Here is a 23,715-nt window from a genome sequence, read left to right as displayed (position 1 = left end):
CGTAATCTGGATCACTTAAAGTGTGGGAATTTACCCCTTATTTATTATTTTGTGAAATAGGTCACCGCTTTAGTATTACTACCTAAAATAGGTGTACAAACCACTTGAAATTTTGCTACGCACCACCATATCGGATCGATGCGAATCGCAACCCCATTCAAATGGTCGTCGCAGACGGCCATGACTTACAGGAGAGTCCTTTGCGCTGGATACCCTTTTTAGCTGTCTTTCTCTATGTTTACATTGAGATTTCTATCTTTATCCAGGTCGCCCATGTGCTTGGCGTCCTGATGACGCTAATCCTGGTGATTTTTACGTCTGTTATCGGTATGTCGCTGGTACGTAACCAGGGTTTTAAAAACTTTTTGCTGATGCAACAAAAAATGGCGGCCGGTGAGAGCCCGGCGGCAGAAATGATTAAGAGTGTATCGCTGATCATCGCTGGCTTACTGCTCCTGTTGCCGGGATTTTTCACCGATTTTCTCGGCCTTCTCCTTTTGTTACCGCCAGTGCAAAAACATTTGACGCTGAAGTTGCTGCCGCATTTACGTTTTTCCCGGATGCCGGGCGGCGGATTTAGCGCGGGTACTGGCGGTGGCGAAACATTTGACGGCGAGTATCAGCGTAAAGATGACGATCGCGATCGTATTGAACATAAAGACGATCGTCGGGATTAAAGGTAGAGATGTTGGTCGGATAAGTCGCGCGAGGCGTTATCCGGCCAGCGGATGCGTCTTACGCCATGCGTTTTCGCTTCGGTAAAAACAGCCATAATGCAGCCAGCATGATAATGGCATATAAGCTTTTCCACCCCAGCATTGCCAGCAATAACAGGCACAGTAGACAACCCGTCACCGCCAGTGCATAGCAACGCCCTTTCAACAGTCGACAGCCCGCCAGCATACAAAGCAGATAGAGCATAATAAAAATACCGTTAGCATAGACGATCAGCGCATTGAGGTTAATCTTCAGGGCGTAGACGACCAGGGAACTCACGCAACAACAGGCCAGAATAACGTTTAACGCGTGCAAGGGAAGGCGCCCGGGAGAGAGTTGAGCCAGATAGTGATCGGGCTGATATTGCATTTGCGTCCATATCAGACGCGCAAAACTCTGAGCATACACATTCAGGCTGGCAAAGCAGGTGAGATAACCAATAATGCAGGCTACCCACAACGCCTGGATACCGAAGAGATGAACAATAATAAGCGGTAGCGATGCTGTTGCCGCTATCTTGTCGCTATAGACGCCAAAATGCAGCACCACGGCGGTACAGGCCCAATAAATGGCGCCGGCCAGCATCAGGCCAATGATCAATGCGCGCGGAAAATCACGTTCAGGATTTTTAAATTCAGATGACAAATGCGTAAACGCCTCAATTCCCACAAATCCCCAGAACATGATCGCCAGGGCGGTACACAGGCGGGAAAAGGTGATTTCGTTTGCGGCTGGGAAGGTGATATCTGCAGGTTTAATCGCGCCTTTCCACAGAATGGCGGCAATAAGCGCGATAATTAATCCAGCGATAATGGCTTGCAGGTTGGCGCTGGAGCTGGCGCCGCGCGATCCCATAAACCATAGCAAACCTAGAGTACCCAGTTCCCCAAATAAGAGCTGTTCGCTTTGCCAGCCAAACAGCGCCTGGCCGAAACCCACCGCAATATGCAAGGCTGCGGGAAAACTAACAGGAATGACTGATAAAAACAGCCAACTGATCACCCGTTGCAGACGCGGGCCAAATGCCATCCCGACAAAATGCGCTACGCCGCCAGCGTGTGGAAAATGACGCCCCAGCACAGCAAAGACAATCGCAATAGGGAAAATCAAAATAATGAGCAGCGGCCATGCCCAAAGGCTGATGTCGCCTGCCGCCAGCGCAGCCAGCTCCGGAAGCGCAAAAACGCCAGTCCCTAATAATGATGTGGTTAACAAGATAACGCCCTGAACCAACCCAAGCTCTTTTTTTAGTTCATTCATCAGCTCATTATCCGGCGGCATTGTAACGTCAGGTGACGACAGGCATTTTTAAGCGTATCACACACGCCTTTTCTTATAGCAGGATGTTCTAAACCTTGGGTAAACGTGAGATAAGTAGCGTTTTTACCGCTTTTTTCGCTCAGAAGAATTTTTTTTCATCTCCCCCCTTGAAGGGGCAAAACCCCATCCCCATCTCTCTGGTCACCAGCCGGGAAACCGTTTACGGGCCGGCGTCACCCATAACTGATAATGACTTTCTCAAAGGAGAGCTATCAATGAGTATTCGTCCGTTACATGATCGTGTGATCGTCAAACGTAAAGAAGTTGAGTCCAAATCTGCTGGCGGCATCGTACTGACCGGTTCCGCAGCGGGTAAATCAACTCGTGGCGAAATCATCGCTGTCGGTAAGGGTCGCATCCTGGACAACGGTACTGTACAGCCGCTGGACGTGAAAGTTGGCGACATCGTTATTTTTAACGATGGCTACGGTGTGAAATCTGAAAAGATCGACAATGAAGAAGTGTTGATCATGTCTGAAAGCGACATTCTGGCAATTGTTGAAGCGTAATCCGCGAACGACACTGAACATACGAATTTAAGGGAAAGAGAAAATGGCAGCTAAAGACGTAAAATTCGGTAACGACGCTCGTGTGAAAATGCTGCGCGGCGTAAACGTACTGGCAGATGCAGTGAAAGTAACCCTCGGTCCGAAAGGCCGTAACGTGGTTCTGGATAAATCTTTCGGTGCGCCGACTATCACTAAAGATGGTGTTTCCGTAGCGCGTGAAATCGAGCTGGAAGACAAGTTTGAAAACATGGGCGCGCAGATGGTGAAAGAAGTTGCCTCTAAAGCGAACGACGCTGCAGGCGACGGCACCACCACCGCGACCGTACTGGCGCAGTCCATCATTACCGAAGGCCTGAAAGCCGTTGCTGCGGGCATGAACCCGATGGACCTGAAACGTGGTATCGACAAAGCGGTTGCTGCTGCGGTTGAAGAGCTGAAAGCCCTGTCCGTACCGTGCTCCGACTCTAAAGCGATTGCTCAGGTAGGTACTATCTCCGCTAACTCCGACGAAACCGTAGGTAAACTGATCGCGGAAGCGATGGATAAAGTCGGTAAAGAAGGCGTCATCACCGTTGAAGACGGTACCGGTCTGCAGGACGAACTGGACGTGGTTGAAGGTATGCAGTTTGACCGCGGCTACCTGTCTCCTTACTTCATCAACAAGCCGGAAACTGGCGCAGTAGAGCTGGAAAGCCCGTTCATCCTGCTGGCTGATAAGAAAATCTCCAACATCCGCGAAATGCTGCCGGTTCTGGAAGCCGTTGCAAAAGCAGGCAAACCGCTGCTGATCATCGCTGAAGATGTTGAAGGCGAAGCGCTGGCTACCCTGGTTGTTAACACCATGCGTGGCATCGTGAAAGTGGCTGCTGTTAAGGCACCGGGCTTCGGCGATCGTCGTAAGGCGATGCTGCAGGATATCGCTACCCTGACCGGCGGTACCGTAATCTCTGAAGAGATCGGTATGGAGCTGGAAAAAGCAACCCTGGAAGACCTGGGTCAGGCGAAACGCGTTGTGATCAACAAAGACACCACCACCATCATCGATGGCGTGGGTGAAGAAGCTGCAATCCAGGGCCGTGTTGCTCAGATCCGTCAGCAGATTGAAGAAGCGACCTCCGACTACGATCGTGAAAAACTGCAGGAGCGCGTAGCGAAACTGGCAGGCGGCGTTGCGGTAATCAAAGTTGGCGCTGCGACCGAAGTTGAAATGAAAGAGAAGAAAGCCCGCGTTGAAGATGCCCTGCACGCGACCCGTGCTGCGGTAGAAGAAGGCGTGGTTGCCGGTGGTGGCGTTGCGCTGATCCGCGTTGCTTCTAAAATTGCTGACCTGAAAGGCCAGAACGAAGACCAGAACGTGGGTATCAAAGTTGCGCTGCGCGCAATGGAAGCTCCGCTGCGTCAGATCGTGCTGAACTGCGGCGAAGAGCCGTCTGTTGTCGCTAACACCGTTAAAGGCGGCGACGGTAACTACGGTTACAACGCAGCAACTGAAGAATACGGCAACATGATCGATATGGGTATCCTGGACCCAACCAAAGTTACCCGTTCTGCGCTGCAGTACGCGGCTTCAGTGGCTGGTCTGATGATCACTACCGAGTGCATGGTGACCGACCTGCCGAAAAGCGATGCTCCTGATTTAGGCGCTGCTGGCGGCATGGGTGGTATGGGTGGTATGGGCGGCATGATGTAATTGCCCACACCCTGCATCCTTCAGGCTGTAGATGCGTTGGCTAACCCCAGTCACTTACTTGAGTAAGTAACTGGGGATTAACAAACTGGCCGCCTTCCTGCAACCAGAATGATTTGGGTGCTTATCTCCCAGAATTGAGAAACCCCCGGGCAGAAATGACCGGGGGTTTTTCTTTTAGTCATCTTTTTAGTATAAGATTCAGATACGGACAAAACGTCCAGCTCATTGATTATGGGGAATAACATGCACGTGAAATATTTAGCAGGGATCGTTGGCGCCGCGCTGCTGATGGCGGGTTGTAGCTCCAGCAACGAACTCACCGCTGCCGGCCAAAATGTACGCTTTGTCGAAGATAAGCCAGGCGCGGAATGCCAGCTTATTGGTACGGCAACTGGTAAACAGAGTAACTGGTTTTCAGGCCAGCACGGCGAAGAGGGTGGCTCAATGCGTGGCGCAGCGAACGATCTGCGTAATCAGGCAGCCGCGATGGGTGGAAACGTGCTGTATGGCGTAAGTAGTCCGTCACAGGGCATGTTGTCCAGTTTTGTCCCGACGGCCAGCGAGATGAACGGCCAGGTTTATAAATGTCCGAATTGATATGTCTGAATCGTAACGCCCTCTGAAAGATTCAGAGGGCGATATGGTTAGCGTTTTCCCTGCGATGATGCCATGCGTAGATTATGCAACGCGCGCATGCATTGATCTTGCGTCAGACGCGCTGCTTTACCGGTTCCAAGCGTTCTGACAAAAACCTTACACGGTTTTCCTTCCAGCTTTTTAAGACGCGGGCTGAAATTCAGCAAGCGGCGTGATATTGCTTCAGCTTCTTTAGAGCCTGACTGACTACGGGTCTTAATGATGGTGCCGCAATCATGCGATTGTCCTGCCTCATCCGTATAACGATAAACGAGCGCTAAATAATGGTTATACAGATTATGTTTCCAGTCAGGCTGGTTATAGGTATCGAATTCGATATTACCGTTTTCCAGGCAGTCAGCATCGTATAATGGTAAAAAGTCCAGCATTGAAGAAATACGCAATGCGAGCTCACGCATTTCGGCATTATTAATGGCGTGAATAATAGCCATCACCAGAACTTCAACCTGCCACTCACCGACCTGTAAATCAAGATGGCTACCATTGTGCAGCTTTAACGTAAAAGTTAATACTTTTTCTGTATTATCGCTCAACGCTAAAGATTCAACACGCTGATTAACATCGGCGTTTTCCAGCTCTTCACGGAGTATTGCCGGAATATTCTCATGCATTTTAAGCACATGACTGCTTTTGGCTTTCTGGCGTTTTTCCTGCTCTTGTTCCGGCAGCGAGTGTTGTAAATAAAGCCGGTGTTCAAGGCCGATCAACAAGTCTCGCAGCGCGAGCACAGGAAAGAAAAGCAGTGTTTCTTTATTTCTCAGTGACTTCACCTTAAGCGCCAGCGCGATAAACTTATCATTGTGACGAATAACGCCGGTATTTAGTCCCTTAATCGTTAAGGCCATGTCAATTCTCCACAAATATAAAATAATTAAATGTTTTACTGAAATGTATTTGATATATAAATTGTTTATGCCGCCCTATAAAAAGGAGAACCAGTATAATTCGAAAATGCAGTACACGCTAAGCGAGTCCTAAAACGGACTTTATTGAAAAGAGAGTAGCGGAAAGGTGTATTTAACGAAGGGTATTTTATCGTCGCCAGAGGGTGAGGAGAATCGCGGGGGAATCTCCTCGTGATATTGCGCGGTAATATTTTCGTCGTCCCTGACGCGCCCGCGAGGATTAGCGCTGACGAAGCTGTAAATCCAGCGGTGTTTTGCTCGGTTCGCCGCCGATTTCACGCGCCAGTCTTGGCACCATATAGCCGGATACCAGCGTGAGCAGTTCGCGCATGATTTGCCGGGCTTCGTCATCGGTGACCATAAAATGCGCGGCGCCCTGCACTTTATCCAGCACATGCAGGTAATAGGGCATCACGCCGGCGTCAAATAGCGCGTTGCTCAGATTCGCCAGCGTTCGCGCGTTATCATTCACGCCACGCAGCAGGACGCTCTGGTTGAGAAGCGTGACGCCCACGTGGCGCAGTTTCTTCATCGCCAGGCAGAACGCCTCGTCCACTTCATTGGCGTGGTTGATATGGTTCACCAACAAAATTTGCAGACGTGACTGGTCAAAGCGGGCGACCAGTTCGTCAGTAATGCGTGCCGGGATGACGATAGGCAACCGGCTGTGGATGCGTAGCCGCTTGACGTGCTTAATGGCTTCCAGTTGCGTGAGCAGCCAGTCCAGCTCATGATCTTTCGCCATCAGCGGATCGCCGCCGGAAAAGATGATCTCATCCAGTTCCGGGTGTGCGGCGATATACTCCAGCGCGACTTTCCAGTTGCGCTTATTGCCTTGATTCTCCGCATACGGGAAGTGACGACGGAAACAGTAGCGGCAATTTACCGCACATCCGCCTTTTACCAGCAATAGCGCCCGGTTTTGGTATTTATGCAATAATCCTGGCACCACGCTGTGTTGCTCTTCCAGCGGGTCGGTGGAGAAACCGGGGGCGACAATAAATTCATCCCGGGACGTCAGCACTTGACGTAACAGAGGATCGTCAGGGTTGCCCTTCTCCATGCGCGCAATAAAAGCGCGCGGCACGCGGAGGGCAAACAAGCGCCTGGCGTCCTGTCCTGCCCGGAGGTTTTCATCAGCTTCAATCTGTAAAAGATGCAGCAGTTCGTCGGGATTGGTCACAACATCGGCAAGTTGCGCTAACCAATCTTCTCGCAATGGGGTATTTAGGGTTACAATATGCGCCATTTTGTGGCTTAGCTACCAGTTAACAATTTCAGAGGGCCTTATGGCGACTTACTATAGCAACGATTTTCGTTCCGGTCTTAAAATCATGTTGGATGGCGAACCTTATGCGGTTGAATCCAGTGAATTCGTGAAACCGGGTAAAGGCCAGGCGTTTGCCCGCGTTAAGCTGCGCCGTCTGCTGACCGGCACGCGCGTTGAGAAAACCTTCAAATCGACCGATTCCGCTGAAGGCGCGGATGTAGTCGATATGAACCTGACTTACCTGTACAACGACGGTGAGTTCTGGCATTTCATGAACAACGAAACCTTCGAACAGCTGTCTGCAGATGCCAAGGCTATCGGCGACAACGCAAAATGGCTGTTGGATCAGGCGGAATGCATCGTAACCCTGTGGAACGGTCAGCCTATCTCTGTCACTCCGCCGAACTTTGTTGAACTGGAAATTGTTGATACCGACCCAGGTCTGAAGGGCGATACCGCAGGTACTGGCGGCAAACCAGCCACGCTGTCTACTGGCGCAGTGGTTAAAGTTCCGCTGTTCGTGCAGATTGGCGAAGTGATCAAAGTCGATACCCGTTCCGGCGAATACGTATCCCGCGTAAAATAATTTACGTTATCGGGAAAAATGGTGCAGCGTATGCTGCGCCATCCTATTTTTCGCGCCTCAATGATGAAACGCTTTATCTGCCTTGTCGCGCTGGTTCTTCTTACCGGCACATTATTAACGGCATGTAATACCGCCCGCGGCTTCGGCGAAGATATTCAGCATCTTGGCCACGCCATCTCCCGCGCAGCCAGCTAATCGCTTCTCGTCTTCCTAAAATTAGTCGATCGCCCGTCATTTTCTGGGATGTTGTCTATTATTAAGTTGCTATACACAAACAACATTGGCTAGAAAAGGAAGACATTATGGTTAAAAAGACAATTGCAGCGATCTTTTCTGTTTTGGTACTTTCCACTGTATTAACTGCTTGTAATACCACGCGCGGCGTGGGCGAGGACATCTCGGACGGTGGTAGTGCGATCTCTGGCGCTGCAACCAGAGCTCAGCAGTAATCATCAACGGTACGGCATGGCGTCGTACCGTTAATCGATTTTCTCCGGAAGCATAAGAAAGGGAGAATACCGGTTATCCATATGAAGTTTCATACGGATATTACGCTTATAGGTGTAAACCGTTTTCCCGTGAATACCAAGCGCATACGCAATCTCTTTATTGCTGGTGCCTTCCGTCCACATCGCGAGTACCTTTTCCTCCTGCGGAGAGAGCAATGGCGTGGCGCTTTCCGGCGCTTCCTGCAGTGGATGAGTATATAGAGCTCCTTTAATTCGTTGTGCAAGCTCATGTAAAGGCGTGTGTTTAGATAACACCGCATGACTGGCATATTGTGGTCTGTACGGCATATTCCCTGACTGTAATAATACCAACGGCGTCATCCTGCAGGCGGCAAAAAATGCATTGATAGGCTGTTCGGGTAAGGCATCGTTGAGAAAACCATATAAATCAGCGATAACCAGATGGGGCTTCCATTGCAGAATATGTTCTTTCGCCAGTATAAGGTTATTCATCCCGGATACCAGCAGTGAAGAACTGAGCACATCAGTGTGATTAAGCCAGGCCTCCATGCCCGTACGGGTAAAGTGGCATCGGTCTATCACTAAAATTTTCAACATAGTTTTTTGCACCCGGAAGTAGATAAAGCACTTTCTTTCCCAGAAGGCGTTCCATCATAGAGAACTCCTGTGGGCGCTAAATGCGAAAACTACGCGGCTTAAAAGGGCCAATTCCCGCCTTTAGACGGAAAAAAATAAAAAGGTTGAAATTCATTTTCTCTCAGGCAAAAATGGCTTTTCATCCGTATACGTTACAGGACGACCTGTAAACGCTATTCTCACCGGGGACGGCCCCATTAATTATCTGGAGCCTGCTATGTCCTGGATCATTCTATTAATCGCTGGTTTACTTGAAGTGGTATGGGCTGTCGGCCTGAAGTATACCCACGGTTTTTCTCGTCTGACCCCCAGTATTATCACCATTACGGCCATGGTTATCAGTATGGCGTTACTTTCCTGGGCAATGAAAACGCTGCCCGTTGGAACGGCGTACGCCATCTGGACCGGCATCGGCGCCGTCGGGGCGGCAATCACCGGTATCCTTCTGCTGGGCGAGTCTGCCTCACCGGCGCGTTTGCTCAGTCTTGGCTTGATCGTCGCGGGTATCATTGGGCTAAAACTCAGTGCGCATTAATTCGTCGCTGACATTGCTACGAACCTGATTGTTTTACCCAAATTAATTTATTGACGTCAAACCCCTCCCGGGTCGCGACGGCCAGCATTTGCTGTTTTATTTCCTCAGAAAGCGTTGGCGTGCGAGAGAGTATCCACAGATAGTCGCGATCCGGGCCGCACACCAACGCATGACGGTATTCCCGGTCAAGCGCAATCACGTTATAGCCGCCGTAGAACGGGCCGAAAAAAGAGACCTTGAGCGCGGCGCGGTTTGGACTACCGGTAAAATACGCTTTGCCTTCTGTTTTTTGCCACATTCCCCGATCCGGGTTATAGCCTTTATTGATGACATTAATCCCGCCATCGTCACGCAGACTATAGGTGGCCGTGACTTGTTCCAGTCCACGTTCAAATCGATGATCGAGGCGTGCGATCTCATACCAGGTGCCGAGGTAACGTTTGGCATCAAAGTTATTTACCACGGTAACGCCTTTAGGCGGAGTAGGCGAACTACAGGCGACGACCAGAAATACGGCCGTAACTGCAGCAACGACGGGCAGAATGCGCATAAGATTTTCCTTCCAGTGTTTTTTCTAAGTGTAGAACCTGGCGGGAAAATGAGAGGCAGGAAAAGAAAAAACGCCCTCTTATCGGGTAGATAAGAGGGCATCGTGGCAACTTAGAGAGTGATAACGCCAATCGCTGTCACAACGGTCAGGATTGCCGCCAGACCGTAAAAGACCCATTTGCCCGCGGGCACGTGGATTTTCAGGTCATGCATCGCGTGGTGCATACGGTGTAGGCCACACCATAGCGGCAGCACAATCATCAGGAACAGAAAAACGCGACCAATAAAGCTTTGGGCGAACGTCAGTACGCGCTCAAAACTCAGGGCATCGCCCGGAAATAGCCCCAGCGGCAGCATGATGCCAACCAGTAGCACGATCACCGGCGCGATGATCGCGCCCCACATACCGCCTGCGCCAAACAGTCCCCAGAATACGGGTTCATCAGAACGTTTTGGGTTTGGATTAATCATCCGGGACTCCTTACCAGAACAGGGCAACATACAGAATGACTACGGTGACTACCGCAGTGACCACCCAAAGCCCTTTGATGATTGGCTCTGGCCCCATTTTTTCGTCTTTTACAATGATATTGGCCGCCTTCGGCGCCAGTTCAAACCAGGTTTTGGTGTGCAGCAGCGCGGCCGCCAGGGTGATCAGGTTTAAGATCACCACCACCGGGTTTTGTAAAAAGCCGACGAATCCCATCCAGGATTCCGCGCCGTGTTTGAGCGCAAACAGACCGAAAATCAGTTCAATACTGAACCAGACTGCCGGCACTGCTGTGCCTTCGCGCAGCATATAAAAGCGATAAAACGGCAGTTTTTTCCACCAGGTGGACGTCATCGGCCGCACATAGGGTTTGCGTTTAGTCGTCATGTTGCACTCCTTAGCGTGGTTTCAGGGTGGCGATAAGAAAGTCTTTCGAGCTTTCCACTTTACCCTGCTGAATGGCCGCAGCCGGATCGACATGTTTTGGACAGACTTCGGAGCAGTAGCCCACGAAAGTACAGGTCCATACGCCGTTCGGACTGTTCAACTGCGCCATACGCTCCTTCTTACCGTGATCGCGGCTATCTTCGTTATAGCGATGCGCCAGCGTAATCGCAGCCGGTCCGATAAACTCAGGATTCAGACCGAACTGCGGGCACGCGGCGTAGCACAGACCACAGTTGATGCAACCGGAGAACTGGTGATACTTGGCCATTTGCGCCGGGGTCTGGACATTCGGCCCCTGATCTGGCGTGCGAGAGTTGCCAATAATGTACGGTTTGATCGCTTCCAGGCTTTCGATAAAGTGCGTCATATCGACAACCAGATCGCGCTCAATCGGGAAGTTCGCCAGCGCTTCCACCTTCATACCGTTGGTGTAATCGCGCAGGAAGGTTTTACACGCCAGTTTAGGGACGTTGTTGACCATCATGCCGCAAGAGCCGCAGATCGCCATACGGCAGGACCAGCGGTAGCTCAGGTCTGGCGACAGGTTATCTTTGATGTAGCCCAACGCGTCCAGTAGCGATGTTGTTTCATCATAAGGAACTTCATAGAAAGCACTGTGCGGCGCGGTATCGGTTTCCGGGTTATAGCGCACCACCTCAACTTTCAGGTTTTTCATCTCAGCCATTCGCCTTCTCCTTCTTATCGGCTGCTTCCGCTTCACCGCCGTAAACACGTTTGGCTGGCGGCAGGGTGGTGATTTTCACGTCGCTGTATTCCAGACGGGTCGTGCCATCAGCATCGCGGAAGGCGAGGGTGTGCTTGAGGAAGTTCACATCGTCGCGCTCGGTACAGCCTTCATCCAGACGCTGATGCGCGCCGCGGGACTCTTTACGCGCCAGCGCAGAGTGCGCCATACATTCCGCCACGTTCAGACCATGACCCAGTTCGATGGTATACAGCAGGTCAGTGTTGAACACGCTGGAGGTATCGGAGATACGTACGCGCTTGAAACGTTCCTGAAGCTCGGCCAGTTTATCAATGGTTTTCTGCATCAGTTCCGGGGTACGGTAAATACCGCAACCTTCTTCCATAGACAGACCCATCTCATCGCGGATCTTCGACCAGTTTTCGTTGCCTTCCTGGTTCACCAGATTTTTCAGACGCTGTTCAATATCGGCAACCTGGGCGTCGAGCGCGGCGCTATTTGCGGCGCCAGCCGTCGCAGCGCGTTCCATTGCTTGTTCGCCAGCCAGACGACCAAACACCACCAGTTCCGCCAGTGAGTTGGAACCGAGGCGGTTCGCGCCATGCAGGCCAACAGAGGAGCATTCGCCAACGGCAAACAGCCCTTTGACACGGCTTTCACAGTTCTGGTCGGTTTCAATGCCGCCCATGGTGTAGTGCGCGGTCGGACGTACTGGAATCGGTTCTTTAACCGGATCGACGCCGACATAGGCTTTCGCCAGTTCGCAAATGAACGGCAGACGTTCATGCAGTTTCTTCTCGCCGAGATGACGCAGGTCGAGGTGAACCACATCGCCGCGCGGCGTGGAGATGGTGTTGCCTTTACGCCATTCGTGCCAGAAAGCCTGGGATACTTTGTCGCGCGGCCCCAGTTCCATATATTTGTTTTTCGGCTCGCCCAGCGGCGTTTCGGGGCCCATGCCGTAGTCTTGCAGATAACGGTAGCCATTTTTATTGACCAGAATACCGCCTTCGCCGCGGCAACCTTCAGTCATCAGGATACCGGAACCTGGCAGGCCGGTCGGGTGATACTGAACGAATTCCATATCACGCAGCGGAACGCCGTGGCTCAGCGCCATGCCCATCCCGTCGCCGGTGACGATGCCGCCGTTGGTGTTATAGCGGTATACGCGGCCTGCGCCGCCTGTCGCCATTACCACGGCGTTGGCGCGGATTTGCACCAGCGTGCCTTCCATCATGTTCATTGCCACCAGGCCGCGTGCATGGTTGTCATCAACCAGAATATCCAGCACAAAATGTTCGTCAAAGCGCTGGATTTGCGGGAACTGCAGGGAAGTCTGGAACAGGGTATGTAGCATATGGAAGCCGGTTTTATCCGCGGCGAACCAGGTACGCTCGATTTTCATACCACCGAAGCGACGCACGTTAACGCTACCGTCCGGACGGCGGCTCCACGGGCAGCCCCATTGCTCCAGCTGCGTCATCTCAGTGGGACAATGGTGGACAAAGTAATCCACGACATCCTGCTCACACAGCCAGTCTCCGCCTGCTACCGTATCGTGAAAATGGTAGTCAAAGCTGTCATGATCCTGGGCGACAGCGGCTGAGCCCCCTTCGGCAGCGACGGTGTGGCTGCGCATCGGGTACACTTTTGAGATCAGTGCGATTTTAGCATTGGGATTCGCCTGTGCGGCAGCAATTGCAGCACGTAATCCCGCGCCACCGGCGCCTATAATGGCAAGATCGGCTTGAAAGGTTTGCACGACATTCCTCCAGATTATTGTAATTTCACCCTCGCGCAGCCAGATAAAGCCTCTGGGTTCTGCGAAGTATGAATGCGTTTCCACTGCTCCTTTATGGGTACAACAGTATAGTCTCAGGGATGTCAGGGAAATTTGACGTGTTCGATTTTTTTAGCGTATCAGAGGGATGAATTATCATTGATTTTGATTAATTTAATTACTAAACCATCTGAAATCACTTTTTTTACCCTCCAGAAGGCGCCCGATACGCCTGCGCAAAATTTGTTTCGCCCGCGCGTTGCGAGTAGACTTCGTGACCTTGTCTTAAACTGGAGAAAGAATCATGAGCGAAACGGCAACCTGGCAGCCGAGCGCGTCCATCCCCAATTTATTAAAACGTGCGGCGATTATGGCGGAAATCCGTCGTTTCTTTGCCGATCGTGGAGTGCTTGAGGTTGAGACGCCCTGCATGAGTCAGGCGACGGTCACAGACATTCATCTGTTCCCGTTCGAAACGCGTTTCGTCGGACCTGGCCATTCCCAGGGGATGAACCTCTATTTAATGACCAGTCCGGAATACCATATGAAACGCCTGCTGGCGGCAGGGTGCGGCCCGGTTTTCCAGCTATGCCGCAGTTTCCGTAATGAAGAGATGGGACGACATCATAATCCGGAATTCACTATGCTGGAGTGGTATCGCCCGCATTACGATATGTACCGCCTGATGAATGAAGTGGATGATTTGCTTCAGCAAGTGCTGGATTGTCAACCTGCGGAAAGTCTCTCCTATCAACAGGCGTTTCAGCGCCATCTGGAGATTGACCCGTTGTCAGCAGATAAAACGCAACTGCGTGAGGCGGCGGCAAAGCTTGATTTAAGCAATATCGCCGATACGGAAGAAGACCGTGATACGTTGCTGCAACTGTTGTTCACGATGGGGGTTGAGCCGCATATAGGTAAAGAAAAGCCGACCTTTATTTATCACTTTCCGGCAAGTCAGGCATCGTTGGCACAAATCAGTACCGAGGATCATCGCGTCGCCGAGCGCTTTGAGGTGTACTACAAAGGTATTGAGCTGGCGAATGGTTTCCACGAACTGACGGACGCACGTGAGCAACAACAGCGCTTTGAACAGGACAATCGTAAGCGCGCCGCGCGCGGTCTGCCGCAGCAGCCGATTGACCAAAATCTACTGGATGCGCTGGCCGCCGGTCTACCGGATTGTTCCGGCGTGGCGCTGGGTGTTGATCGTCTGGTGATGCTGGCGCTGGGAGCAGAAAGCCTGGCGGACGTGATTGCTTTTACGGTCGATCGGGCGTAAATCTGAAATTCACTCTTTCGCGAGATAAAATGGCGCAATAAGCGCCATTTTGTAGCATATTTTTTCAATTATCCTCTATTTGCCACAACATAAGGCTGGAGCTTTGATGCCATTTAGGTATCAATCCTGTGTTGATTTTTTTATCGCTGACCTTTGTAAAAAAGAAGGCGGCGTCAATCGGTGAGCGGCGTCTGGCAAACGCGCTCGAGCGTAAGGGATGGTTGAATGACCCACACGATAAAAAAGATGAGCCTTATTGGGCTTATCCTGATGATTTTTACTTCTGTTTTTGGTTTTGCGAATAGCCCGTCGGCGTTTTATTTAATGGGGTATAGCGCAATCCCGTGGTATATATTTTCTGCCTTGCTGTTTTTTATTCCATTCGCCTTAATGATGGCTGAAATGGGTTCCGCTTATCGCAAAGAAGAGGGCGGGATCTATTCGTGGATGAATAATAGCGTGGGGCCACGTTACGCGTTTATCGGCACGTTTATGTGGTTTTCATCGTATGTCATATGGATGGTAAGTACGGCGGCAAAAATTTGGGTACCGTTTTCTACTTTTGTTTTTGGCGCCGATATGACGCAGCACTGGCGTATTGCGGGGCTTGAGCCTACGCAGGTTGTCGGGCTGCTCGCCGTCGGCTGGATGATTCTGGTGACGTGTGTCGCCGCCAGAGGGATCAATAAAATTGCGCGAATTACGGCGGTCGGAGGTATTGCCGTAATGTGCCTTAATTTAGTTTTATTGTTAGTGAGTGTCGCTATTTTGTTATTAAATGGTGGGCATTTTGCACAAGAAATTAATTTTACCTCGTCACCGAATCCGGGTTATCACTCCGGCCTGGCAATGTTGTCATTTGTGGTATTTGCTATTTTTGCTTACGGCGGTATTGAGGCTGTCGGCGGACTGGTGGATAAAACCGAGAAACCGGAAAAGAATTTTGCGAAAGGTATTGTTTTCGCGGCTATTGTGATTTCAATTGGTTATTCTTTGGCGATCTTTTTATGGGGCGTCAGCACTAACTGGCAACAGATATTAAGTAATAGCGCCGTTAACTTAGGGAATATCACCTACATTCTGATGTCGAGTTTAGGCACGACATTAGGTAACGCGTTAAACCTTTCTCCGGACGCAGCGATGACGGTGGGCGTCTGGTTTGCGCGTATCACCGGCCTTTCTATGTTTCTGGCTTATACTGGCGCGTTTTTTACGTTGAGCTATTCACCGCTGAAAGCCATTATTCAGGGGACGCCAAAAGCGTTGTGGCCCGCGCCGATGACGACACTGAACGCTAACGGTATGCCGGCGACCGCTATGTGGCTACAGTGCGTGCTGGTGAGTCTGTTTATTTTGCTGGTCTCTTTTGGCGGTGACACCGCATCGGCGTTTTATAACAAACTCACGCTGATGGCGAACGTCTCAATGACCTTGCCATACCTGTTCCTTGCGCTGGCATTTCCCTTCTTTAAAGCGCGTCAGGATCTGGAGCGGCCATTTGTTCTCTTTAAAACCAAAGCCTCTACCCTGGTCGCGACGGGTGTTGTGGTGCTGGTGGTGACGTTTGCCAACGTCTTTACCATCATCCAGCCAGTGATTGAAGCTGGGGACTGGGACAGCGCCTTGTGGATGATCGGCGGCCCGATCTTCTTCTCGCTGCTGGCGATGGCGATTTATCAGAATTACAGCAGCCGCATGAGCGCTGATCCGGAGTGGGCGGCGGAGTAAAGGCCGTATGCCGGATAAGACCCCACGGGTCGCATCCGGCATTTCTTGCCTGGATCATGCGCTACAAACTCCCCGCCGGGCGGCTGGTTTTACCCGCTGACGTTAACGTTCTCCCCGTTTGTTTACCGCCGAGACTCTCCAGACGCATCTGGAACGGCGGGAACGGCATATCAATACCGTGCTCGCGGAAGCCCGCCAGAATCAATTGGTGGATCTCATGGCGTAATGGCATACGGTGTCCCATTTCCGCGGCATAGATACGCAGTTCGAAAATCTGAATACCCTGCTGGAGATCCACCAGAAAGATTTCAGGCGGCGGGTTATCCAGCACCAAAGAACAGCGCTGCGCCGCCGTCAGTAGAATTTGCGTCACCTCTTCGCTATTGGCATCCGCCGGTGCCGGGATGGTTAACACCACGCGCGTAACGGAGTCAGACAGCGACCAGTTGATAAACTGTTCGGTGATAAAGGCTTTATTCGGCACGATAATCTCTTTACGATCCCAGTCGCTGATGGTGGTGGCGCGGGTATTGATTTTGGTCACGCTGCCAGTGAGATCGCGAATGGTCACCGTATCGCCGATACGAATCGGCTTTTCAAACAAAATAATCAGGCCGGAGATAAAGTTAGCGAAAATTTCTTGCAGGCCAAAACCAAGCCCAACGCCGAGCGCGGCCACCAGCCATTGTAGCTTCGACCACTCAATGCCGATCATCGAGAAACCGACCAGCCCGCCAATCAGCATTAACAAATATTTGGTGATGGTCGTGATGGCGTAACCGGTACCAGGCGTTAAATCGAGATGCTGTAATAACGCCAGTTCCAGCAGCGCAGGCAGATTACGCACCAACTGCGTGGTTATGATAAAGACCAGAATCGCAATGAGCACCGCCCCGAGGGTAATCGGCTCCAGGCTTTCCACGCCTTGCACCGTAGAGGTGACATCCCACAGCGAAATATTCTCCAGGAAGCCGAATGCCGAGTGAATTTCCGACCACAGTACAATTACCGATAGTAGGGCGATAAGCATCAGAATTGAGCGGACCAGACGCAGCGACTGAGCGCTAATAGCGTCAAGATCGATTTCACTTTCATCGATGTCGACCGCGCCTTCCAGGCTGGAGGAATGCGCCGGTTCTTCTTCGCCGCGCGCGCGCTGCGCCAGCATTTCCGCCCGACGATGTTTGGCGCGGTCAAAAGCCAGTCGGCGTCGTTGGATCAGCATCCAGCGGCGAATGACGTGATAAATGACCAGCAACAGGAACCAGATGGCGACCGAGGTTTCCAGTCTCGCCAGTAGCGCCTGCGCCGTGGCCAGATAACCCACTGCCGCTGCCAGAATCGCGATAAGCGGCGCGCCCATCAACATATTCCACAGCAGGCTGTTGACCATGTTGTCGCCGTTGCCTTCTTTATCAAGATAGAGCGGGATGCCCGCTTTTTTCAGACTCAGCGTGACCAGCGCCAGCGCGCCGCATATCAGGATGAAGCAAAGGCGGCCCAACGAGCCGGAAAACTCCCGATCGTTAAGATTATCAAACATGATCACTGCCATGATGAGCGGCACGATCAGCCCAATGCTCATCAGGTAGTAGCGCATCGCTTTCGCTACCCGGTTTCGCGGCCAGCCAAAATGCGCCACAAACAGGCCATTAGGGCGGGCAAACGCGGCGCAAATCATGACTACCCACAACAGCGGTACTGTCGCCGTCACGCCATCGCCGATGGCGACGGCCAGCGGATACGGCCAGGCTTCCTGTAGACCATAGCCGAGCGTCGCCCACAAGACCGGCAGCGGCGAGGCGACCAGAATCGACCAGAACACCGTTCGCAGCGTCAGCGAGAAGTGATCCTGGGTGACTTTCCCGACGCGCGAGGCCGAGCGCTCAAGGAACCGGTTGAAGTGTTGGCGTGAATAGAGGCTAAACCCGACCAGCGCCAGCGCGCCGAATAACGGCAGTAGCGTCTCTTTGCTGGTCAGCATCATGATGCTGGCTTTACCTAACTGATTAAACGTATCTAATGAGATAAGCCGGCGTAAATCCTGAACCAAATCAACAGGCCAGGAGAGCGATAGCGGGCTAACGTCAGCGGTCCAGAACAGATAACGGTGGGTCGCTTCATTAACCTCTTTAAGCGCATCCTCCAGTTGGCTGTTGGAGACTTTCAGTTTGGTCAGCTCCAGGATCAGCGTGTCGCCGCCCTGTAACAAAGAGTTGAGCAGCTCGCGCTGAGTGCGAAGCTGGGCGTCAAGGATCTGGTTTTGCTCGGCGGTCAGCGGCTGTCCATTGGCCTGACGTATTTGCCGTAGCTGCGGCTGCTTATTGAGTAACTCTTCATAGCGCATACGGTGGACGCGTAGCTGCGCCATTTCCGTATCAAGCTGCTGCGGCTTAGGCATCTCTGGCAGACGGGCGACCTGCGCGCGCAGCGCTTCGCCAAGCATGTTGGACACGCCAAGCCATTGCGACTGCTCCCGCAGCGTATTGAGCGCCTGGCGCACCTGTAACGTTTGGCTGGTAGCCTGTCGCTGCTGCGAGGCGACCAGATCCATCCGCTGCGCTTGTTGATTGAGTGCCTGTGACAGCTCGCGGTTGACTTTAAATTGTTCGACGATGCCTTCCGGCAAACCGGCGCTGTTTTCCGCCAGCAGCTCAGTGCTTTCCAGCGCGCGTTCCGCTTCACGTTGACGCAGGCTATTGAGCTGATTGCGCAGCGCCTGAAGATACGCATCCAATTGCTGACTCTGTTTTTCCGCCAGCTCGGAACGCAGACGAGCCAGTTCCTGCCGGTTGTTGGCGGACAGTTGCGCCAACTCCAGTTCGTCGACTAACGCTTTTAGTTTGGCGGACTCCGCCTGCATACTGAGACTTTGCGCCTGGCTAAGCGCGGCACTTCCGCCTGCGGCGCCGAGCCGTCGCTCAATCTCATTAAGCTGGCGGCGGGCATCGTTTTGCTGTTGGGGAAGCTGGCTGAGCGAGTCGGCGATCTCCCTGACGCGCTCCTGCTCCTGTTGCGCCTCGCGGGTTTTATCCAGTAGCTGGCTGCTAACCTGCAAGATCTCCTGATTTAACGCTTCGGTGGACATCTCTGGCGGTACGCTGCGAGGCTCATCGCGCAGATTATTCAACTGGGCGCGCAAGGTGGCGGATAGCTTAGGGAAATTATCAATAACGTGTTGATATTGTTTCGCGCGCTCAAGCGAGCCTTTTCGCTCTTCAAGCGCGTTTAAAGCAGTCTGGAGCGCCTCAACGGCTTCCGGCTGAGCGGGCTTCGCCGCTTTTGCCTGCTCCAGTTCCTGCGTGATTTGTTTGGCGTCGGGGGCCGTTGCGGCGAACGCCCCCGTGCTGAGGCACCAGGCCATCAGAAAAGCGATAATCAGGCGCACGTCAGCATTCTCTCTTGATTAGGTGTCGTCTTTTTTATTGTCAACCAGCGGGCTGGCGTCGTGTTCGGCTTTAATTTCTTCTGCCGGCAGCGGAGCAGGTTCTACCTCCGGCGCGACGAATGTTTCGGTCGACGTCGCCAGCGGTTGGCCAATTTTGGTAACGGACAGGCTTGCCAGCGACGCGATCAGATTCACTTTCCCCGGCGCAAATAAGTTGATGACCGTGGAACCCAGTTTAAAGCGCCCCATCTCCTGGCCTTTCAACAAGGCGACAGACCCTTCATGTTCGCCTTCTGGCCAGGTCCAGCGCTTGATGATGCCTTCGCGCGGCGGGGTAATGGTCCCCGCCCAGACGGTTTCGATACTGCCGACAATAGTTGCGCCGACCAGAATCTGCGCCATAGGACCGAACTCGGTATCAAACAGACAGATAACGCGCTCGTTGCGGGCAAACAGGTTGGGGACGTTTTGCGCGGTCAGATGGTTAACGGAGAACAGATCGCCCGGTACGTAGATCATTTCACGCAGGATGCCGTTGCATGGCATATGCACGCGATGGTAGTCGCGAGGGGAGAGGTAAGTGGTCACAAACGTGCCGTTGCGAAACTTATCCGCCATCAGGTAGTTACCCGCCAGCAACGCTTCAAGGCTGTAATTATGGCCTTTGGCCTGCAAAATTTTATCTTCTTCGATACGACCTAACTGGCTTATCACGCCGTCGGCAGGCATAACCAGGATGTTAGGATCGGTATTGAGCGGACGCACGTCATCACGCAGCGGACGAACAAAGAAATCATTGAACGTACGATAGCTGGCGGTATCCGGTTTTTGCGCCTCGGTCATATCAACTTTGTAATACTTTACGAAGAGATCGATAACCAGTTTTGTCAGCCATCCTGCTCGTTTGCTTGCGCCCCAGCCCGCCAGGCGAGTGAGCCATAGTTTCGGCAGAATGTATTGTAGCGAAAGTTTAAATGAGTTTAACAAGGTAGCCTCCAGGCCATTGTTGTTCCTGAACCGGCAGTTATACCGGTATCCTGAAAAAAGGGGACGATTCTAACGACGCCTAGCGTATCTGTCAGTCGTCCGTATCAGAAAAGTTTTTACGCGTTTTTACCTGCGCCATACTTTCAAGAATTCGGTGATAATTTTCGAAACGGGTTTCCGCAATAGCGCCGTTCTCTACCGCTTCGCGAATGGCGCAGCCTGGATCGGCGTCATGCTTGCAGTCCCGGTATTTGCAATGTCCCAAATAGTCATGAAATTCGACAAAGCCCTGGGTGATTTGTTCCGGCTCCAGATGCCATAAGCCGAACTCGCGCACGCCGGGGGAATCAATGACATCGCCGCCATGCGGGAAATGATACAGACGAGCAGCGGTAGTGGTATGTTGACCCAGACCGGAGACATTCGACACATCGTTCGTCAGAATCTCGTTCTGTAAGCCGAGCAGAGCGTTTAGCAGACTGGATTTTCCGACGCCGGACTGCCCGGCAAAAATACTGATGCGACCGGTTAACGCCTCTTCCAGCGGTTTCAGACCATCCTGCGTATGGCTGGAGACCATCAACACGCGATAGCCGATATTGCGGTAGATATCCATCTGCTCATTAACGAAGTCCATACCTTCGTCGTCCAGCAGATCAATTTTATTGAGTACGATAAGCGGCTCAACCTGTAGGGTTTCACAGCCGACCAGATAGCGATCGATGATATTCAGCGACAGCTCCGGCAAAATCGCGGAGACGATAACGATTTGGTCAATGTTGGCGGCAATAGGCTTCACGCCGTCGTAGAAGTCCGGGCGCGTCAATACCGAGGTGCGCTCATGCACCGCTTCAACGATGCCTTTTACGTTGACGCCCTCTGCGGCGGCTTTGCCCGGACGCCAGACGACGCGATCGCCCGTCACCAGCGAACGGATAGTGCGGCGGATATTGCAACGGTGAACCTCGCCGTCAGCAGACTCCACATCGGCATGCATACCAAAACGGCTAATGACGATACCTTCTGCAGGCTCGCCAAACAGGTTGTCATCGTAGTCGGCTTTCTCCACGGACGTTTTTAAACGACGCTGGTGATTGGCGTTCACACGGCGCTGCTGGCCTTTGGAGAGTTTATTTTTGCTCAATCGTACTGGCTCCTGGTCGCCCATAGTGGGCAAAACATCTATGATACACGCAATTGTAGATGAATATAGTCACAGTGAATGTGACCTCTGAAGGGTGGAAAATAGCATGAGTGCCGATGAAAACAACCTGATTTGGATCGATCTGGAGATGACAGGTCTGGACCCCGAGCGCGATCGCATTATTGAGATAGCCACGCTGGTAACGGATGCCAGCCTGAATATTCTGGCGGAAGGGCCGACGATTGCGGTACATCAATCCGATGCGCAACTGGCGTTAATGGATGACTGGAACGTGCGCACCCATACCGGCAGCGGTCTGGTAGATCGCGTTAAGGCAAGTACGATGGGCGAACGAGACGCTGAACTGGCGACGATTGAATTTCTGAAAACGTGGGTGCCTGCGGGTAAGTCGCCGATTTGCGGTAACAGTATCGGTCAGGATCGTCGTTTTCTGTTTAAATATATGCCGGAACTGGAGGCTTACTTCCACTATCGCTATCTGGATGTCAGTACGCTCAAGGAACTGGCGCGCCGCTGGAAGCCGGAGATTCTGGCCGGCTTTACCAAGCAGGGCACGCACCAGGCGATGGATGATATTCGCGAGTCGGTGGCGGAGCTGGCTTACTACCGCGAGCATTTCATTAAGCTGTGAGGCGTAACATGCCGGATGGCAACGCCAGAGCGTCTCATCCGGCAGCTCTCCCGCCACTGAATTACTGCGTAAACCATTTCTCTTGCATTTGCGCATATTCCGGCGACGCTTTCACCTTGTCGAGCGCGGCATTAATTTCTTGCAATAGCGCGTCATTGCCTTTGCGTACCGCAATGCCTAACCCTTTTCCGTAGTAGTCAGGATCGCTGGCGCGTTCATCCATGATGGCGTAATCCGGATTGTTTTTTAGCCACTTTCCAATCGCGGCGACATCGCCAAACACGCCCTCAAGACGGTTATTTTTCAGATCGGTAAAGGCGTTTAGATAGCTGTCATAGGCGACAGGCGTGATAGCTTGTTGTTTATCCTGCAAATAGCGCTGATGCGTTGTACCGTTTTCCAGACCGACTTTTTTGCCTTTCAGATCGGCAAAAGTGTGATAAGCCCCTTTACGCGTGACGACTACCGCCGATAAACCTTCGTAATAGGGTTGGCTAAAGGAGACCTGCTGCTCACGTTTGGGCGTCATATCCATACCGGCGATCACCGCATCAAACTTTTTGAAGCGTAGGCCGGGGATCAGACTATCAAAGCTCTGGTTAGTGAATGAGCACTCCGCTTGCATCTCTTTGCAGACCGCGTTGGCGACATCAATATCGAAACCAACAATTTTATTATCGGCATCGACAAACTCATAGGGCGCATAGGTGGCGGAGGTGCCAAAATGTAATGTTCTGGCGGAAACGGAAGCGGCGTGAACGGAGAGGCTGGCTAACAGCATGACAATAAGTTTTTTTTTCATCTTGATCCCTGATATCAATTGGATGTTGTGGTCACCGTGCTATTCTTTTTTTGGCGCAGGGTGCTATTCTGATTCTGTGCCTTTAGGCGTGGCGTGAAAAGTTTTTTGTTGCATAGCGCGCGCTTTGCTCGTTTTTTGTCTTGTTTGGTGATTTAATCAGCATTCAAACAAAAATCGCGAAAAAATGCGTTCAGGGGCTTGCAGCTAAATGGATTTCTCGTATAATGCGCCTCCCGTAACGACGCAGAAATGCGAATTACGACAGCAACAAATTTGCGGGAATAGCTCAGTTGGTAGAGCACGACCTTGCCAAGGTCGGGGTCGCGAGTTCGAGTCTCGTTTCCCGCTCCAAAATTTGAAAGTACTTGTTAAGTACAAGCGCACCCAAGCGGGAATAGCTCAGTTGGTAGAGCACGACCTTGCCAAGGTCGGGGTCGCGAGTTCGAGTCTCGTTTCCCGCTCCAA

24 protein-coding genes and 2 tRNA genes are annotated in these 23,715 nt (G+C 52.1%); 13 read left to right on the top strand and 13 right to left on the bottom strand.

The window, feature by feature from the left end; genetic code table 11:
- Positions 1-200: 200 nt before the first annotated feature.
- A complete protein-coding gene (locus NA624_RS19255; protein ID WP_001267291.1) occupies positions 201-677 on the top strand; it encodes an FxsA family protein in 477 nt (158 codons plus the stop codon).
- 58 nt (positions 678-735) lie between these two features.
- On the opposite strand, the gene yjeH is transcribed toward NA624_RS19255, so the two are convergent.
- Positions 736-1,977: an L-methionine/branched-chain amino acid transporter gene (gene yjeH / locus NA624_RS19250; RefSeq protein WP_023136358.1), complete on the bottom strand. Its 1,242-nt coding sequence runs from the start codon at positions 1,975-1,977 to the stop codon at positions 736-738.
- A gap of 275 nt (positions 1,978-2,252) precedes the next feature.
- Here yjeH and NA624_RS19245 point away from each other — a divergent pair, with 275 nt between their 5' ends.
- From NA624_RS19245 to NA624_RS19235, 3 genes are all read left to right on the top strand, one after another.
- Complete coding sequence (locus NA624_RS19245) at positions 2,253-2,546, top strand: co-chaperone GroES (protein WP_000027827.1); 294 nt, start codon at positions 2,253-2,255, stop codon at positions 2,544-2,546.
- A gap of 43 nt (positions 2,547-2,589) precedes the next feature.
- A complete protein-coding gene (gene groL, locus NA624_RS19240; RefSeq protein ID WP_000729126.1) occupies positions 2,590-4,236 on the top strand; it encodes a chaperonin GroEL in 1,647 nt (548 codons plus the stop codon).
- A gap of 243 nt (positions 4,237-4,479) precedes the next feature.
- Positions 4,480-4,833 carry a DUF4156 domain-containing protein gene (locus NA624_RS19235; RefSeq protein ID WP_000558210.1) on the top strand — a complete coding sequence of 118 codons (354 nt, stop codon included), beginning with the start codon at positions 4,480-4,482 and terminating at the stop codon, positions 4,831-4,833.
- Positions 4,834-4,880: 47 nt separating this feature from the next.
- On the opposite strand, the gene NA624_RS19230 is transcribed toward NA624_RS19235, so the two are convergent.
- Both NA624_RS19230 and epmB read right to left on the bottom strand, forming a co-directional pair.
- Positions 4,881-5,738, bottom strand: coding sequence for a YjeJ family protein (locus NA624_RS19230; RefSeq protein ID WP_001229228.1), 858 nt, complete (start codon positions 5,736-5,738; stop codon positions 4,881-4,883).
- 280 nt (positions 5,739-6,018) lie between these two features.
- Positions 6,019-7,047: an EF-P beta-lysylation protein EpmB gene (gene epmB / locus NA624_RS19225; RefSeq protein WP_000940478.1), complete on the bottom strand. Its 1,029-nt coding sequence runs from the start codon at positions 7,045-7,047 to the stop codon at positions 6,019-6,021.
- Positions 7,048-7,087: 40 nt separating this feature from the next.
- Between epmB and efp the strand changes: the two genes are divergently transcribed.
- The 3 genes from efp to ecnB all read left to right on the top strand — a co-directional run bounded on the left by efp (position 7,088) and on the right by ecnB (position 8,103).
- Positions 7,088-7,654 carry an elongation factor P gene (gene efp / locus NA624_RS19220; RefSeq protein WP_000257282.1) on the top strand — a complete coding sequence of 189 codons (567 nt, stop codon included), beginning with the start codon at positions 7,088-7,090 and terminating at the stop codon, positions 7,652-7,654.
- Positions 7,655-7,714: 60 nt separating this feature from the next.
- On the top strand, positions 7,715-7,849 hold the full coding sequence (locus NA624_RS19215) for an entericidin A/B family lipoprotein (protein ID WP_001670700.1): 135 nt from the start codon (positions 7,715-7,717) through the stop codon (positions 7,847-7,849).
- A gap of 107 nt (positions 7,850-7,956) precedes the next feature.
- Entirely contained in the window at positions 7,957-8,103 is a 147-nt protein-coding gene (ecnB, locus tag NA624_RS19210) for a lipoprotein toxin entericidin B (RefSeq protein ID WP_000239598.1), read from the top strand.
- Positions 8,104-8,133: 30 nt separating this feature from the next.
- On the opposite strand, the gene NA624_RS19205 is transcribed toward ecnB, so the two are convergent.
- Complete coding sequence (locus NA624_RS19205; RefSeq protein ID WP_000912959.1) at positions 8,134-8,721, bottom strand: helix-turn-helix transcriptional regulator; 588 nt, start codon at positions 8,719-8,721, stop codon at positions 8,134-8,136.
- 256 nt (positions 8,722-8,977) lie between these two features.
- Here NA624_RS19205 and sugE point away from each other — a divergent pair, with 256 nt between their 5' ends.
- The gene (gene sugE, locus NA624_RS19200; RefSeq protein ID WP_000118469.1) at positions 8,978-9,295 is read left to right on the top strand and encodes a quaternary ammonium compound efflux SMR transporter SugE; all 318 of its coding nucleotides are present in this window, start codon (positions 8,978-8,980) and stop codon (positions 9,293-9,295) included.
- A 16-nt stretch (positions 9,296-9,311) separates the two neighbouring features.
- On the opposite strand, the gene NA624_RS19195 is transcribed toward sugE, so the two are convergent.
- The 5 genes from NA624_RS19195 to frdA all read right to left on the bottom strand — a co-directional run bounded on the left by NA624_RS19195 (position 9,312) and on the right by frdA (position 13,249).
- Complete coding sequence (locus tag NA624_RS19195; protein ID WP_001221674.1) at positions 9,312-9,845, bottom strand: lipocalin family protein; 534 nt, start codon at positions 9,843-9,845, stop codon at positions 9,312-9,314.
- A gap of 110 nt (positions 9,846-9,955) precedes the next feature.
- Positions 9,956-10,315: a fumarate reductase subunit FrdD gene (gene frdD, locus NA624_RS19190; RefSeq protein WP_000609650.1), complete on the bottom strand. Its 360-nt coding sequence runs from the start codon at positions 10,313-10,315 to the stop codon at positions 9,956-9,958.
- Positions 10,316-10,325: 10 nt separating this feature from the next.
- Complete coding sequence (gene frdC, locus NA624_RS19185) at positions 10,326-10,721, bottom strand: fumarate reductase subunit FrdC (RefSeq protein ID WP_000208749.1); 396 nt, start codon at positions 10,719-10,721, stop codon at positions 10,326-10,328.
- Between the two features lie 10 nt (positions 10,722-10,731).
- On the bottom strand, positions 10,732-11,466 hold the full coding sequence (gene frdB / locus NA624_RS19180; RefSeq protein WP_000829509.1) for a fumarate reductase iron-sulfur protein: 735 nt from the start codon (positions 11,464-11,466) through the stop codon (positions 10,732-10,734).
- Complete coding sequence (gene frdA / locus NA624_RS19175; RefSeq protein ID WP_001192952.1) at positions 11,459-13,249, bottom strand: fumarate reductase (quinol) flavoprotein subunit; 1,791 nt, start codon at positions 13,247-13,249, stop codon at positions 11,459-11,461. Before frdA ends, frdB begins: the two co-directional genes overlap by 8 nt.
- A gap of 322 nt (positions 13,250-13,571) precedes the next feature.
- On the opposite strand from frdA, the gene epmA reads away from it, so the two are divergent.
- Together epmA and yjeM are read left to right on the top strand one after the other, a co-directional pair.
- Positions 13,572-14,549: an elongation factor P--(R)-beta-lysine ligase gene (gene epmA, locus NA624_RS19170; protein WP_000004797.1), complete on the top strand. Its 978-nt coding sequence runs from the start codon at positions 13,572-13,574 to the stop codon at positions 14,547-14,549.
- A gap of 225 nt (positions 14,550-14,774) precedes the next feature.
- Positions 14,775-16,277, top strand: a complete 1,503-nt coding sequence (gene yjeM / locus NA624_RS19165; RefSeq protein ID WP_000149872.1) for a glutamate/gamma-aminobutyrate family transporter YjeM — start codon at positions 14,775-14,777, stop codon at positions 16,275-16,277.
- A gap of 61 nt (positions 16,278-16,338) precedes the next feature.
- On the opposite strand, the gene mscM is transcribed toward yjeM, so the two are convergent.
- The 3 genes from mscM to rsgA form a co-directional block, all read right to left on the bottom strand.
- Positions 16,339-19,665, bottom strand: a complete 3,327-nt coding sequence (gene mscM, locus NA624_RS19160) for a miniconductance mechanosensitive channel MscM (RefSeq protein ID WP_001236755.1) — start codon at positions 19,663-19,665, stop codon at positions 16,339-16,341.
- Positions 19,666-19,683: 18 nt separating this feature from the next.
- Positions 19,684-20,652, bottom strand: a complete 969-nt coding sequence (gene asd / locus NA624_RS19155; RefSeq protein WP_000934949.1) for an archaetidylserine decarboxylase — start codon at positions 20,650-20,652, stop codon at positions 19,684-19,686.
- 91 nt (positions 20,653-20,743) lie between these two features.
- Positions 20,744-21,796: a small ribosomal subunit biogenesis GTPase RsgA gene (gene rsgA / locus NA624_RS19150; protein ID WP_000041988.1), complete on the bottom strand. Its 1,053-nt coding sequence runs from the start codon at positions 21,794-21,796 to the stop codon at positions 20,744-20,746.
- 106 nt (positions 21,797-21,902) lie between these two features.
- On the opposite strand from rsgA, the gene orn reads away from it, so the two are divergent.
- Positions 21,903-22,448, top strand: coding sequence for an oligoribonuclease (gene orn, locus NA624_RS19145; protein ID WP_001271546.1), 546 nt, complete (start codon positions 21,903-21,905; stop codon positions 22,446-22,448).
- A 61-nt stretch (positions 22,449-22,509) separates the two neighbouring features.
- Here orn and NA624_RS19140 read toward each other — a convergent pair whose 3' ends face one another.
- Positions 22,510-23,250: an arginine ABC transporter substrate-binding protein gene (locus NA624_RS19140; RefSeq protein WP_000727892.1), complete on the bottom strand. Its 741-nt coding sequence runs from the start codon at positions 23,248-23,250 to the stop codon at positions 22,510-22,512.
- Between the two features lie 275 nt (positions 23,251-23,525).
- On the opposite strand from NA624_RS19140, the gene NA624_RS19135 reads away from it, so the two are divergent.
- Both NA624_RS19135 and NA624_RS19130 read left to right on the top strand, forming a co-directional pair.
- Positions 23,526-23,601, top strand: a tRNA-Gly gene (locus tag NA624_RS19135).
- A 37-nt stretch (positions 23,602-23,638) separates the two neighbouring features.
- Positions 23,639-23,714, top strand: a tRNA-Gly gene (locus NA624_RS19130).
- Position 23,715 lies beyond the last annotated feature (1 nt).

It is taken from the genome of Salmonella sp. NW38 (assembly GCF_051807745.1).
GTDB classification, from domain to species: domain Bacteria; phylum Pseudomonadota; class Gammaproteobacteria; order Enterobacterales; family Enterobacteriaceae; genus Salmonella; species Salmonella enterica.
The sequence above is the reverse complement of the archived record's forward strand: the minus strand, read 5'-3'. Positions and strand labels throughout refer to the sequence as shown.